The organism is Sphingobium naphthae (assembly GCF_043589935.1).
Classification (GTDB): Bacteria; Pseudomonadota; Alphaproteobacteria; order Sphingomonadales; family Sphingomonadaceae; genus Sphingobium; species Sphingobium naphthae_A.
The window spans coordinates 1,043,587-1,057,047 of record NZ_CP171454.1; the positions used below are offsets into that span (position 1 = coordinate 1,043,587).

The 13,461-nt window shown below is 64.3% G+C and carries 11 protein-coding genes and 1 tRNA gene; 6 read left to right on the plus strand and 6 right to left on the minus strand.

Annotated features, from left to right (window positions below; all coding sequences use genetic code 11):
• Positions 1 to 143: 143 nt before the first annotated feature.
• The 3 genes from ACGGKE_RS05105 to istB all read left to right on the plus strand — a co-directional run bounded on the left by ACGGKE_RS05105 (position 144) and on the right by istB (position 2,704).
• Positions 144 to 413 carry a hypothetical protein gene (locus ACGGKE_RS05105; protein WP_394440620.1) on the plus strand — a complete coding sequence of 90 codons (270 nt, stop codon included), beginning with the start codon at positions 144 to 146 and terminating at the stop codon, positions 411 to 413.
• 61 nt (positions 414 to 474) lie between these two features.
• Positions 475 to 1,989, plus strand: coding sequence for an IS21 family transposase (gene istA / locus ACGGKE_RS05110; protein ID WP_394436753.1), 1,515 nt, complete (start codon positions 475 to 477; stop codon positions 1,987 to 1,989).
• Positions 1,976 to 2,704: an IS21-like element helper ATPase IstB gene (gene istB / locus ACGGKE_RS05115; protein ID WP_037482228.1), complete on the plus strand. Its 729-nt coding sequence runs from the start codon at positions 1,976 to 1,978 to the stop codon at positions 2,702 to 2,704. The genes istA and istB overlap by 14 nt, the downstream gene beginning before the upstream one ends.
• A gap of 20 nt (positions 2,705 to 2,724) precedes the next feature.
• On the opposite strand, the gene ACGGKE_RS05120 is transcribed toward istB, so the two are convergent.
• From ACGGKE_RS05120 to ACGGKE_RS05135, 4 genes are all read right to left on the minus strand, one after another.
• Positions 2,725 to 3,744: a tyrosine-type recombinase/integrase gene (locus ACGGKE_RS05120; RefSeq protein WP_394440622.1), complete on the minus strand. Its 1,020-nt coding sequence runs from the start codon at positions 3,742 to 3,744 to the stop codon at positions 2,725 to 2,727.
• 162 nt (positions 3,745 to 3,906) lie between these two features.
• Positions 3,907 to 3,982: transfer RNA gene (locus tag ACGGKE_RS05125), tRNA-Ile, on the minus strand.
• 27 nt (positions 3,983 to 4,009) lie between these two features.
• Positions 4,010 to 5,047, minus strand: coding sequence for a polysaccharide deacetylase family protein (locus ACGGKE_RS05130; RefSeq protein WP_394440624.1), 1,038 nt, complete (start codon positions 5,045 to 5,047; stop codon positions 4,010 to 4,012).
• A 54-nt stretch (positions 5,048 to 5,101) separates the two neighbouring features.
• Positions 5,102 to 6,820, minus strand: a complete 1,719-nt coding sequence (locus tag ACGGKE_RS05135; RefSeq protein WP_394440626.1) for a sensor histidine kinase — start codon at positions 6,818 to 6,820, stop codon at positions 5,102 to 5,104.
• Between the two features lie 174 nt (positions 6,821 to 6,994).
• On the opposite strand from ACGGKE_RS05135, the gene ACGGKE_RS05140 reads away from it, so the two are divergent.
• On the plus strand, positions 6,995 to 7,468 hold the full coding sequence (locus tag ACGGKE_RS05140; RefSeq protein WP_394440628.1) for an Lrp/AsnC family transcriptional regulator: 474 nt from the start codon (positions 6,995 to 6,997) through the stop codon (positions 7,466 to 7,468).
• A 19-nt stretch (positions 7,469 to 7,487) separates the two neighbouring features.
• Here the strand turns inward: ACGGKE_RS05140 and ACGGKE_RS05145 are convergent, their stop codons facing one another.
• Together ACGGKE_RS05145 and ACGGKE_RS05150 are read right to left on the minus strand one after the other, a co-directional pair.
• Complete coding sequence (locus ACGGKE_RS05145) at positions 7,488 to 8,735, minus strand: hypothetical protein (protein ID WP_394440630.1); 1,248 nt, start codon at positions 8,733 to 8,735, stop codon at positions 7,488 to 7,490.
• 108 nt (positions 8,736 to 8,843) lie between these two features.
• Positions 8,844 to 10,118, minus strand: coding sequence for a hypothetical protein (locus ACGGKE_RS05150; protein WP_394440632.1), 1,275 nt, complete (start codon positions 10,116 to 10,118; stop codon positions 8,844 to 8,846).
• Between the two features lie 269 nt (positions 10,119 to 10,387).
• On the opposite strand from ACGGKE_RS05150, the gene gyrA reads away from it, so the two are divergent.
• Entirely contained in the window at positions 10,388 to 13,078 is a 2,691-nt protein-coding gene (gyrA, locus tag ACGGKE_RS05155) for a DNA gyrase subunit A (RefSeq protein WP_394440634.1), read from the plus strand.
• Positions 13,075 to 13,422, plus strand: a complete 348-nt coding sequence (locus tag ACGGKE_RS05160; RefSeq protein WP_394440636.1) for a DUF952 domain-containing protein — start codon at positions 13,075 to 13,077, stop codon at positions 13,420 to 13,422. The genes gyrA and ACGGKE_RS05160 overlap by 4 nt, the downstream gene beginning before the upstream one ends.
• Positions 13,423 to 13,461 lie beyond the last annotated feature (39 nt).

Here is a 13,461-nt window from a genome sequence, read left to right on the forward strand (position 1 = left end):
CACTGGCTAGCGCTGCCTCGCTCACCGCGGGACCTTTGTCCTCACTAGAAGTCGTGGACAATTCTGGTGAACACTGCTGCGCTCGACCGGGATTGTTCTGCCTAGCTGTTTTGCCTGCCCAGCGGACGAGAAGGCCGACCCTGATGGCTATGACGGCGGAAGGCAGTAAGACTTCGGTCAGAAAGCCCTTCTTGCGAGCGGTGATTGATCGCATCGCGACCGGCGTGACCGACCTGCCCGTGAACGGCGAAACTTCTTCTCTCCCAGACACCTGGTCGGTAAGACAATGTGTTACGTTGAAGGACCCGATCAAAAAAATGCTCGATTTTCTTTCCGGTGGCGGCGAGATGGGCCGCCTCATCTGTGGATCGGCGTGCAAAAAGGACCCCGTTAGCGGGGTGATCGGCGTCTAAAAGGGACCCCTCATTTCGATAGCTTACACAGCCGCGTGGAAGTTCATGCGGCGAGATCGGGATGTTGGTTTTGGAGACAGTGGTTCGTATCCGGCGTGAGTATGCCGGCGGGAAGGCGATCAAGGCGATCGCGCGTGATCTGCATGTGTCGCGGAAGGTAATCCGCAAGGCGATCCGGGCGCCGGAAGGCGCATTTGATTATCGACGCAAGGTTCAGCCGCTGCCGCGGATCGGTCCGTTTCAGGATCGGCTGGATGTGCTGCTGGAAGAGAACGAGGTACGGGGCCGACGTGACCGGCTTCGGATGACCCGTATCCACGACCTTCTGGTGCGTGAGGGTTTCGAGGGCTCTTACGATGCCGTGCGCCGCTATGCGGCGCGGTGGAAGATCGAGCGGCGCAGGGATGTCGGCGACGGGACGACGGCCTTCATTCCGATGCTGTTCCAGCCCGGCGAGGCCTACCAGTTCGATTGGAGCCACGAGGATGTCGAGATCGCCGGCAAGCCGATGCGGGTAAAGGTCGCGCACATGAGGCTGTGCGCATCGCGGGCTGTGTATGTCCGGGCCTATCCACGCGAGACCCAGGAGATGCTGTTCGACGCGCATGCGCGCGGCTTTGCCTTCTTCGGCGGCGTGCCCCGGCGCGGCATCTACGATAATATGAAGACGGCGGTGACGAGCGTGTTCACCGGCAAGGACCGGGTGTTCAACCGGCGGTTCCTGATCATGGCCGACCATTATATGGTCGAGCCCACGGCATGCTCGCCGGCGGCGGGATGGGAGAAGGGTCAGGTCGAGAACCAGGTGCAGACGATCCGGGGACGCTTCTTCCAGCCCCGTCTGCGGTTCGCCAGCCTCGAGGAGCTCAATGGCTGGCTGGAAGCTGAGTGCCGACGCTGGGCCGAACGGCAGGCCCATCCTGAGCAGGGCGACCAGACCGTGGCGCAGATGCTGGAGATGGAACGTCCTGCATTACAGTCGATGCTGGGGCCGTTCGACGGCTTCAACGAGAGCGAGCACGGCGTGTCGGGCACCTGCCTGATCAGCTACGATCGCAACCGTTACTCGGTCCTCTCGACGGTGGCGCGGCGCACGGTGCAGGTTCGGGCCTATGCCGACCGCATTGTCGTGCGATGCGGCGATGAGGTCGTCGCTGAGCATCCCCGCTTCTTCGGGCGGAACCGCACCATCTATGATCCCTGGCACTATCTGCCGGTGCTGGCCCGCAAGCCCGGCGCTTTACGCAACGGCGCACCCTTCCAGGACTGGGAACTGCCGCCGGCGCTCGCCCGGTTGCGACGCAAGCTGGGCAACGGCGATGATGCCGATCGGCGGTTCGTGCGCGTGCTGGCGGCCGTGCTGACCGATGGCCTGGAACTCGTCGAAGCCGCCGTGCGGGAGGCACTGGCAACCGGCACGGCGAGCGACGACTTGATCCTCAATATCCTGGCACGGCGCCGCGAACCGCCGCGACCGCTGACGATCGTCACGTCGGAGGACAATGCCCTGCGGCATCCGCCGATCGCCGACTGTTCCCGTTACGACCAACTGAGGAACTTCCATGCAGCGGCATGACATGATCGACGCGATGCGCGGGCTCGGACTCAAGGGGATGGCCGGCGCGTTCGATGAGGCCGTCACCACAGGGCTTCAGCGCCAGCGCACGACGATGGAGATACTGACCGATCTGCTGCGTGCGGAGGCAACGCACCGCCACGCCGCCTCGATCCGATACCGGATGGCGGCCGCCAAGCTACCGGTGGTGAAGGACATTGATGCCTTCCACTTCGAGGGGACGCCGATCAACGAGGGGCTGGTCCGTTCGCTGCACGGCGGGGCGTTCCTGCCCGCACGGCGCAATGTCGTCCTGGTCGGTGGCACCGGCACCGGCAAAACCCATCTGGCCATCGCCATCACCGCCAATGTCGTCCGCGCTGGAGCGCGGGGGCGTTACTTCAACACCGTGGATCTGGTGACCCGCCTCGAAGAGGAAGCCCGGATCGGAAAAAGCGGCGCGCTTGCCGCCCAGCTCTCTCGCCTCGACCTCGTCGTGCTCGATGAGCTTGGCTATCTTCCCTTCGCCCGTTCAGGCGGGCAGTTGCTGTTCCATCTGGTCAGCAAACTTTACGAGCAAACCAGCGTCATCATCACGACCAACCTGGCGTTCGGGGAATGGCCGACGGTGTTCGGCGACCCCAAGATGACCACCGCTCTCCTCGATCGCGTCACCCACCATTGCGACATCATCGAGACCGGCAATGACAGCTGGCGCTTCAAGAACCGAAACTGATCCCCCGCCGCACGCCGGGATTAAGATGCTTTGCGCTGCGCGCGCCTCCGGTCGGGCTCCGCCCTCCCTACGCCGCGCGCAGCGCAAGGCGCGTTCCTCGACCGTCGTGGCATCCTTGAAAGGGGGTCCCTTTTGCGCGCCGATCGGGGGTCCCGTTTGCACGCCGATTGACACTTATCCTCGACGTCGAGCTTCATACGACTAGCGGGGATACGCCAGATGGGGGCGTTTGGGATCGCATCAGGATTGTCCCAGTCAATGCCTTCGAACTCGCTCCACAGAGCGGTTCGCAGCACCCCCACTCTGACCAGAGTCAGGGCCAGAAGCCTGGAAGCAAGCTTGATCGTGAGGCTCGAGGTTGACCGGTCCACGACCTTTTGGAACTCGAGGACCTCGGGCACTTCTGTGAGCGCTGGCTGTTTCGATCCGCGGCGCGCCGGCTTGAGGGCATCCTTTATCTCGTCGATTTCCAGCAAGATTGCGTGGTCGACAAGCCCCTCCCCCTTCGCGCGCCGGAACACGCTCTTTACATAACCGCGCACGCGCTTGGCCGTTTCGATGGATCCCCTCGCTTCTATATTTCGCAGAGCCCGCAAAATAGACGCGCTTTCAATCTGGCCGATCGGGAGATTTCCGAAAAGGGGATAGAGGTCCCGTTCAAATCGGTTGCGAACGCGCTTGGCATTCGAGATCGACCAGATCGGCTCCTGATCGGCCAGCCATTCTTCGGCCAGTTTCCTGAAAGTGACCTTAGCTGCCTCGATCCTGGCGATCTTCGCCTTCTGCTTCTCAAGCGCTGGATCCTTGCCTTCAGAGACGAGCTTGCGCGCTTCATAATGTGCCTCGCGTGCGGCCACGAGACCGACCTCAGGGTAGCGACCAAGGGTGAGCGTCTTTTCTTTCGGACCGATCCGATATCGATACCGCCAGAACTTTCCGCCGGCCGAAGTGACATGGAGAAAAAGACCTTGAGAATCGGCAAGCCGATAATCGCTGCCCTGTGGCTTGGCATTCTTAATTTCGACGATGGTAAGCGACATGAGATTATACCCTCAAATCGGCCCGCCATGCCCGCAATTATGCCCACAGATTCGCTGAACTGTCCTGGTCTGTCCTGACCTGTCCTGCACAGCAAAAATGCTAAAAAACCCCACTTTTCCAGAGGTTTATTATAGCATCCGAACTGTCTTGAAAGCAATATTTGGTGGGCCCGGCAGGACTCGAACCCGCAACCTAGCCGTTATGAGCGGCCAGCTCTAACCATTGAGCTACAGGCCCCACCTGAGCGCGTCGGATTAGGCAGCATCACGCCGCTTTGCAAGCCTCCGCGCGCGCCGGGATGGCCGCCAGCAACTGGTTGAGGCTCGACGGCATCACCCCGCGCCGAGCGAGATGCGCCAGCACAGCATCCCACCACTGGTAAAAGGCGGTGCGGTCGGCTTCGCTGCGGACATAGGGCGTATGGCCGAGCTCCAGCGTGGGGGAGTGGAAGCTGAAATTGAGCACGCGCACCCCGTCCTCGATCAGCGCGTCGATCGCGGCGATCGCGTCGCGCACCGGCACGCCTTCGGGCGTCAAGGGCACGCGGCTGATCAGCCGGGCGCGCGACAAAGCGCCCGCCAGCGGCCCGACCCGCTGCGCCGCGCGGTAGAGCGGCTCGCCGCCCCCGCGCGCCAAGCCCACGAAGGCGGTGGACAAGGGCAGTTCGACGAGGGACCGGCTCGGCCCGGCCCAATAAGGATGCTGCGGCAAGCCGTGAAAGTCGGGACCATGCTGGCCGCTATAATCGAACCGGCTGCGCACCGAGCTGTCGAGCTGAAAGCCTGCTTCCTCCAGCAGGCGCGCACTGTTGGGGCCGACGCCATAGCGACCGGCGCGATAGGCGATGGGCCGCGAACCGAAGCGCGCCTCCATCCGGCTGCACAAGGCCTCCAGCTTGGCGCGCTCGATCGCTTCGGGGAGGAACCCGACATAGGAATTGGCGGTGGTGACTTCTTCCAGATGCGGCGGGTTGACCCAGGGATGAAGATGGGCGCCGATGTCGGCTGCGCCATCCGCCTGCCATTGCCCCATCATGCCCGCAGCGGCATCAGATTCGACCACGGGATAGTCAGTCACATAGACCGGCTTGACCCCCGCGGCGGCGAAATAGGCCTGGCCCCGCGCCATGCCCGCGATCGCCGTGACGCCATGCCCGGTCCGGCTGAACGGCGCATTCCAGTCAAACTCCTCCTCGGTATCGACGAAGAGCATGAACCGCGTGCCGAACGCCGGGTCGGGGATGATCCGGTCCTGCTCCAAGGGAGGCAGGAGCAGATTGCCGTCATGCGAAGATGCCATCATGCCCTTCCCCCTAGCCACCAATGGTTGCCATAGGGTTTCCCGCGCTCGCGCGCTTCAGCCGATATCGACCGCGCCACTGGCTGCGCCCGCGACCGGGATCACCAGCAGGATCCGCCCCGACTCGATCTCCAGCGCGCCGCCGCAGGCGCTCGCAAGGCTCCGGATCAGCCGCAGCGAAAAGCCAAGACCCAACAGCGGGCCATCCACCCAATTGCCATCGGCGCTATAGCCCGGATCTAGCAATTGGCCTTCCTCCAGGCCCGCCAGGGTCGAAGGCCGATCGACCGCCAGAATGACGCTGCCATGGCCGCCGTCCGGGCGAAGCCAGCATGCTCCCGTAACCGCCTCGTCCCGCGGCGCGACCGACACGATCGTGCGCAGCAAATGCTGCACCATCCGCTCGCCCTGCACCGGGTCCACCAGGATCGGGGGCAGGTCATGCGCAATCGCGATGTCAATCGGCGGGAGCGCGGCCCCACCCTGCTCGCTGAAGCGCTCGACCACTTGCGAGACCAGATGATCGGGATCGATCAACTGCGGCGCGCCGCTGCCATCGCCGCGCGAAACGCGGGCGGCGAGATCGAGATCGTCAAAGGCGGCCAGCAAATGGCGCGCATCGACCGCGATCTTCCCCGCCATTTCGCGATATTGCGCACCTGCAGGGCCGAACAATTCCTGTTCGATAATCTCGGCGAAGCCCAATATCGCATTGAGTGGCGTACGCAGTTCATGAACCAATTGCCGCAGCGAATCCGCTGACAGGCCAGTCACGGGCATAGGCGCAGGCGCCGGGCGCGCGGCCACTTCATGCAGATAGGGGCGGCGGGCTTCGCCGCGATACCCCTGGAAGCGGCCCGATTGCGGATCGAAGAAAGGCGCGGCAGACATGCGCCATTCGCCCGCCATCACCCCGTCCAGGATAGTGAAGCGGCCATTCTGAAAGCCGCTGCGGCGTGCGAAGGCGCCGGCGACATGGCCATCTGGGCCGCTGTCGCCCTCCAGCGCCGCTTCGCCCAGAGTGAGGCCGACCAGCGCCGCGCGCGGACCCTGATCCACCCACAGAATGACGCCCGAAGCATCGGTTTCGAACGCGAAGGCGCGGGGCGCGTCGGGCTGCGCCGGCTTGCCGCTGTCCGCCTGGCCGATGGGGCGGCGATTGCTGGTAAATTCCGCGATGCGATCGACCAGGTTGCGAATCTGGTCCTCGTCCTTCGTCGCCGGCCGCAGCGGCGTAACGACCGACGGCGCAGCCGCTTCGGCGGGCGGCGCCATCGCTTCAGTCAGCAGCAGAGCGTCATCCTCACCCGCGCCCTGGTGGACCGTCGTCAACACCAGATCAGCGGGGCCAAAGGCCTCCAGCGCCTTGCGCGTGTAGGGGCCGGTATCGCGCCGACCGCGCAGCACGCCGCGCGCGGTCGGCGTCAATTGCGGCAGCAGCTCGGCCCAGAGCAGATCGGGCAATTGCGCGCGCGCCATTGCGGCGGCCGCCACGGAGGGACGGTCGCTCGCGAAGAAGCGGATCAGCGAAGGCGAACGCAGCCGGCCGCCCAGCTCCACGGCCGTTGCGATTCGCTGCGTCTCCGACAATTTCGGGCGCAACTTCGCAAGGCGGTCCAGCAGCAGGTCGCGTTCTTCATCCGGCATGGTGCTGCGATCGGCGCGATCATGCTGGGCCAGCAGGTCGACACACTGGCGCCACAACGTCACCGCGCTCAGGCCCGAGCGGTTTTCCGCTGCCAGCACCGTATGCATGAGATCGTTGAAACGCACCATCTTCCCCATCTATCGCGCCGCAGCGCGCCGTCTGCCCTATGGATAGGCGCTTGGGCGGCTCAGGGGAAGGGTGCGGATGCGACAGAATCAGGCCGTCGCATAGTGGGACAATTGCAATGGCCTGAAATATTATTATGGTGCAGGCAGCACACAGGATAGGAAATAATCAGAATAATGTCTGGCCCCAATATTGACAACATCGACCTGCAAATTCTAGGCGAGCTGCAGAATGACGGGCGCATGACCAATGTGGAACTGGCGCGCAAGGTCGGGCTGACGGCCCCGCCCTGCCTGCGCCGCGTCCGGGCGCTGGAGGAATCCGGCGCGATCACATCCTATCATGCCGTGGTCGACCCGGCGATGCTGGGCTACACCATCACCGTCTTTGCGATGGTCAGTCTCAAGAGCCAGGCCGAATCCGACTTGAAGGCTTTCCAGGAACATGTCGACACGCTGCCCGAAGTGCGCGAATGCCATATGCTGAACGGCGAAATCGACTTCATTCTAAAGGTCGTGGCCAAAGATCTTCAGAGCTTCCAGCAATTCCTGACGTCGAAATTAACGCCGGCCCCCAATGTGGTGAGCGTCAAGACGTCGCTGACGATCCGCACATCGAAGAATTTGCCGGGCGTGCCGCTGCCGGTGTGACCCGGCAGCGGCGGGCGCGTCAAGCTGCGCTGGCCTTGGCGTTCTGCTGGTCGATCCAGGTTGACCAGAACCCCGCGACGCTGGCCCAATCGCTGTCGGTCGCTTGCGCCAGGGCAGCCTGAGCGCCAGCATAGTCGCCCGACCGAGCGAGCGCGATGCCGAGCCGTGCATTGACGCGCCCGGCATCCACCCCGCCCTTGGTCAAGGCCAGGCGATATTGCTCGACCGCTTGGGGAAATTGGCCAAGCGACACATAATTATCGCCCAGCGCCAGGGCTTCCTTGCCGCTCGATGCGGCGGCCGCCTTCTTGGCCATGGCGGGCAGGCTCGCGATTTCCTTGGTTGCCTTGGGCGTCACGCTCTTCAACAGCGCGCTGGTGGCGGCCTGCGTCGCGGTCAACTTGCCGGCCTTGCGCCCGGCTTCGATGATCGCCTTTGCTTCGGCATAAAAGCCCGCCTTTTCCGCCAGCTGCGCATAGGCCTGATAATCGCGCTCACTGGCCATCGCGCCATTGGCGGCCTGAAGGCGGTAAAGGTCAAGCCGCGCCTGCGATTCCAGATCGGCGGCCGACATATAGTTGGTCAGCGCCGACCGCCACTCCTGTGGCGTCGCGGTTCGCGCCAGGCGCTCGCGATACAGGGCGCCGACCTCATTCCAGTCCTCGGCCTGATAAGCCATGGAGATGGCGCGATCGATCCAGGCGAGCGGAACTTCCTGCCCTGATGCGCGCTGCCGCGCCAGCGCTTCCCGCAGCAGCGGACGCGCTTCCTTCGGCTTGTTGCGCCGCAACGCGATGTCGGCGCGCAGCATGATCGCGTCGATGCCATCATAGCCCAGCGTCCTGGCGTAATCGAGCTGTGCGGTGGCATCGTCATAATTGCCGACCATGAAGGACAGATAGGCCGCGACGAACCGCAGGCGCGGGGCTTCCGTGCGTGGCACGGCGGTCGTCTTGAACAGGTCGGTGAGCGCCAGCCGCTGCGCCTGCACATCGCGCCGCTGAACCGCCAACTGATAGCGCATACCGGCCGCCACATAGGCTTCGAAATCGGTGGTCGGCATCAGCGCGCCGATGCGGCTGGCGGCGGTGGTGGTATCGCGCGCCTTCAGGGCCGCCTCGGCTTCCGCCGCGCTGGCGCGGAAGGCGTCCGACATGGTGATGGGCGGACCCGCCACCACAATCTTCTTCTTTCTCGCCGACACGGGCGCCGTCGCCAGCATCCCCGCCATGGCGGCCAGCATCAGGCCACCGGAAACCTTGTTCATTCCACGCACGATATGCCCCCGCCTATCCCGTCAATACAGGCCGGCGAAAAGGCGCCGGCCGCATGTTCGACGCCGCCGAAGCCTCTGCGGCTCCGGCGGCGTTCGTCATCAGGCGCCCTTGGTGCCCAGATAGGCGAGCCAGAGGCCGGCGATCTGCTTGCGCGCGCCGCCCTGCACGGCCTCGAAAGCGGCCTTGGCGCCGGCGGTGTCGCCGCCCAGCGTCTTGGCGATGCCCAGACGCGTATTCACTTCGTCCGCATCGACGCCGCCCTTCTGCTTGGCGAGTTCGAACATGGCCGCCGCCTTGGCATAGTCGCCATAGCCCAGATAGGCGTCGGCGGTCGCCGCCGCGATCTTGCCATTGGCGGCCTTCTTCGCGTCGGCTTCGGCCGAGCCCAGCGTGCTCTTGTCACCTGCGATCTTGGGAACCGCGGTCTGGTAGAGGTCCGCGCCCTGGCTGGCGTTCAGCACGCCCTTCGACCGGCCCTTGTCGATGACCGACTTGACCTCGCCATAGATGCCGGTCTTGGACGCCATCTCGGCATATTCGGTGAAGTCCTGCGCCACCACCAGGCCGTCCGAAGCGCCGAGCAGACGCAGCACGTCCAGATTTTCGCGGTTGGTGATGTTCGGATTGGCGCGCTGGAACAGGCGGACCAGCGTCCGCAGATTCTGGCCGCTCGGATCGGCCTGATAGGACATCTTCGCCCACTCGGTTACGTCCGGCAGCTTGGCCGCTTCAGCGCGGCTGACGCCGATCTGATACCATTGCGCCGGCACCTGCTGGCCCGCAGCCTTGGTCGCGTCCGCCGCCGCCTTCAGCGCGGCAAGGCCCTGCTGGGTGAAGCCACGCGCGGGTTCGGCCGCGGTGTTGGAGGTGCCGGCCTTGCCGAAATAGGCCTGGGCAATCGTCGGCTGCACGGCTTCGGCCTTGTAACCCGCTGCCAGGGCCGCCTGGCCGCGCTGAATGGCGACGTCGTAATTCTTCTGCGCCAGAGCCGCATCGGCGGCGACGGCGTTGAACTGGCCGGCTTGCTCGGGCGGGGTCAGGCCGCTGTCGAGCATCTGGTTGAGGCCTTCCATCTTCATGGCGTCGTCCTTGGCGGCGATGCCGGTGTTCAGCTTGATCGCGCCGATCTGATATTTGTCGTCATTCGAGGCGGCCTTGCTGTCAGCCTCGGCAAGGGCGGTCTTAGCCGCCGCGAAATCCTGCGCTTCTGCCGACTTTTGCGCGGTCTGCAGCGCCTTCAGAACATCAGGCGTGATGTTGAGCTTGGGACCGGCCTTCTTCTCTTCCTTCTTTGCGGCGAAGGCTGGGGTCGAAACCGCGCCGCTGGTCATGGCCAGAGCCAGCGCAAGCGCCACCGGGGTAACAAAACGCATGATCCTCATCTCCTCTGCGCCTGGGACCAGGCGACCTTTCGGGGTTTGCATGCCGGTTAGGGGCCGGCGCGTGAACGGGCATTGAACAACCCTAAATCGGAGTGATTTGCAACCTCTATACAGGTGTTTCGTTCCGCGACCCGCTCCTGTCGCGTGCCCGGGCCATATTGGCGGCGCAGGCACGCGCGCTCGCGCGCGAGGGGTGACAGATTTGTTTCGCTGGGCTAGTGCTGGCCAATCAGATCGCACCATCCAACAAGAGAATCGCATTGACCGACGAGACCGTCCTCGCCGACCCTTCGGACATCAGCCCCATCTCCATCGTCGACGAGATGAAGGCAAGCTATCTCGACTATGCCATGTCGGTCATCGTTGCCCGCGCCCTGCCGGACGTGCGCGACGGATTGAAGCCGGTCCATCGCCGCATTCTCTTCTCCGCGCAAGAATCGGGCTTCGTCTACAACCGCCCCTATCGCAAGTCCGCCCGCCTGGTCGGCGAGGTGATGGGTAAATATCACCCGCATGGCGACAGTTCGATCTACGATGCCTTGGCCCGCATGACCCAGGACTGGTCGATGCGCGTGCCGCTGATCGACGGCCAGGGCAATTTCGGGTCGATGGACCCCGATCCGCCGGCGGCGATGCGCTACACCGAAGCACGTCTGGCAAAAGTGGCGAACGCGCTGCTGGAGGATCTCGACAAGGACACCGTTGATTTCCAGCCCAACTATGACGCGTCGGAACATGAGCCGCAGGTGCTGCCCGCGCGCTTCCCCAACCTGCTCGTGAATGGCGCAGGCGGCATCGCAGTCGGCATGGCGACCAACATCCCGCCGCACAATCTGGGCGAAGTGCTGCGCGCCTGCCTTGCCTATATCGACAATCCGGCGATCACGACCGACGAACTGATCCAGATCGTGCCCGGCCCCGATTTCCCCACCGCGCCGCTGATCCTGGGCCAGTCGGGCGCGCGCAGCGCCTATCATACCGGGCGCGGCTCGATCATGATGCGCGCGCGGCATGATGTGGAGGAAGGACGCGGCGACCGCCGCTCGATCGTCCTCACCTCCATCCCCTATCAGGTCGGCAAGTCCGGCCTCGTCGAAAAGATCGCCGAAGCCGCCAAGGACAAGCGGATCGAGGGCATCAGCGACATCCGCGACGAATCGAGCCGCGAGGGCGTGCGCATCGTCATGGACCTGAAGCGCGATGCGACGCCCGATGTCGTGCTCAATCAGCTGTGGCGCAACACGCCCGCGCAATCGAGCTTCCCGGCGAACATGCTCGCCATTCGCGGCGGCCGCCCGGAGATCCTGGGCCTGCGCGAGATCATCGAAGCGTTCATCAAGTTCCGCGAAGAGGTCATCACCCGCCGCACCAAATATGAGCTGAACAAGGCGCGCGACCGGGCGCATATCTTGCTTGGCCTGGTCGTCGCGGTCACCAACCTGGACGAGGTGGTGAAGATCATCCGGGGATCTTCCAGCCCCGCCGAAGCGCGCGAATCTTTGCTGGCGCGCGAATGGCCGATCGGCGAGATCGCCGCCTATCTGCGCCTGGTCGAGGCGATAGAAACGGAAGTCACCGGCGACACCTACCGCTTGTCCGACATTCAGGTGCGCGCGATCCTGGACCTGCGCCTGCATCGCCTGACCGCGCTGGGCCGGGACGAAATCGGCAAGGAACTGGCGGAACTGGCCGAAGCCATTGCCGAATATCTCGCCATCCTGGGCGACCGCGTAAAACTTTACGCCGTCATGCGCGAGGAACTGGAGGCGATCGAAAGCGAGTTCGCCACCCCGCGCCTCTCGCAGATCACCGCCGCAGCCGACGGGATCGAGGACGAGGACCTGATCGAGCGCGAGGATATGGTCGTTACTGTGACCATGCAGGGCTATATCAAGCGCACGCCGCTCGACACCTTCCGCGCGCAGGCACGTGGGGGCAAGGGCCGATCTGGCATGGCGACCAAGGATGAGGATGCGGTCACCGAACTGTTCGTGACGTCGACTCACACGCCGGTTCTGTTCTTCTCGACCGCGGGCAAAGTCTATCGCCTGAAGGTGTGGCGCTTGCCCGAAGGCGGGCCGGCGACGCGCGGGCGGCCGATGGTCAATTTGCTGCCGCTGGGGCCGGGCGAGACCATTTCGACCGTCCTGCCGCTGCCGGAGGATGAGGCCGAGTGGAGCAAGCTTCATGTCATGTTCGCGACCGCGAAGGGATCGGTCCGTCGCAACAGCATGGACGCGTTCGCCAACGTGCCCTCCAACGGCAAGATCGCGATGAAGTTCGAGGGCGAGGATGCGGACGACCGGCTGATCGGCGTCGCCCTGCTCGACGAGAGCGACGATGTGCTGCTCGCCACCCGGCAGGGCAAGGCGATCCGCTTCCAGGCCGACGATGTGCGCGAATTCCAGAGCCGGAATTCGACCGGCGTGCGCGGCATGAGGCTAGCCGACGGAGATGAGGTGATCTCGCTGTCGGTGCTGCACCGCTCCGGCGCGGATGGCGAACAGCGCGAGGAATATTTGCGCTATGCCCCGTGGAAACCGGAAAAGGACGGCGAGATGCAGGATCAGGAGATGTTCGCGCGGATGCAGGATGCCGAGCAGTTCATCCTGACCGTCTGCGCCAATGGCTATGGCAAGCTGTCGTCGGCCTATGAATATCGCCGCACCGGACGCGGCGGACAGGGCATCACCAATATCGACAATATTGGCCGCAACGGCCCGGTGGTCGCCAGCTTCCCCGCGACCCGCGCCGACCAGCTGATGCTCGTCACCGATCAGGCGAAGCTCATTCGCATGGGCCTCGATAGCTTGCGCGTCATCGGTCGCAATTCGGCCGGCGTGCGCCTGTTCAACGTGGCCGAGGACGAACATGTGGTGAGCGCCGCCAAGATCGAGGAGAGCGAGGCGGACGCGGTAGTGAACGGCCAAGCCGACAGCAGCGAGGCGTGAGCGACCTCTTCGCCTATAAGGTGCTGACCGCCGAGCAGTTCGAGCAGTTCAAGGCCGACGGCGTTTTCAAGGGCGCGCCGGTCGACCTTGCCGACGGCTATATCCATATGTCCACGCGCGCGCAGGCGGCCGAGACGGTCGCCAAGCATTTCGCGGGACAGGACCGGCTCGTGCTGCTGATGATCGACCTGGCGCCATTCGGCGACGCGGTAAAATGGGAAGTATCGCGCGGCGGCGCACTCTTCCCGCATCTCTATGCGGACCTGCCGATGAGCGCCGTGGCGGGCAAGGTGATCCTGCGGATCGACGAGGCCGGCCAGCACCTCTTCCCCGCCGGCTTCTGAGGCGGGCAGCGGGTTAAACTCTGCTCCTCAAGACTGGGG

Excerpts from the sequence above, each read along its gene's own strand:
- ACGGKE_RS05120 (WP_394440622.1), bottom strand. The coding sequence starts at position 3,744 with ATGTCGCTTACCATCGTCGAAATTAAGAATGCCAAGCCACAGGGCAGC.
- ACGGKE_RS05145 (WP_394440630.1), bottom strand. The coding sequence starts at position 8,735 with ATGAACAAGGTTTCCGGTGGCCTGATGCTGGCCGCCATGGCGGGGATG.
- ACGGKE_RS05135 (WP_394440626.1), bottom strand. The coding sequence starts at position 6,820 with ATGGTGCGTTTCAACGATCTCATGCATACGGTGCTGGCAGCGGAAAAC.
- ACGGKE_RS05140 (WP_394440628.1), top strand. The coding sequence starts at position 6,995 with ATGTCTGGCCCCAATATTGACAACATCGACCTGCAAATTCTAGGCGAG.
- istB (WP_037482228.1), top strand. The coding sequence starts at position 1,976 with ATGCAGCGGCATGACATGATCGACGCGATGCGCGGGCTCGGACTCAAG.
- istA (WP_394436753.1), top strand. The coding sequence starts at position 475 with ATGTTGGTTTTGGAGACAGTGGTTCGTATCCGGCGTGAGTATGCCGGC.
- ACGGKE_RS05105 (WP_394440620.1), top strand. The coding sequence starts at position 144 with ATGGCTATGACGGCGGAAGGCAGTAAGACTTCGGTCAGAAAGCCCTTC.
- ACGGKE_RS05130 (WP_394440624.1), bottom strand. The coding sequence starts at position 5,047 with ATGATGGCATCTTCGCATGACGGCAATCTGCTCCTGCCTCCCTTGGAG.
- ACGGKE_RS05150 (WP_394440632.1), bottom strand. The coding sequence starts at position 10,118 with ATGCGTTTTGTTACCCCGGTGGCGCTTGCGCTGGCTCTGGCCATGACC.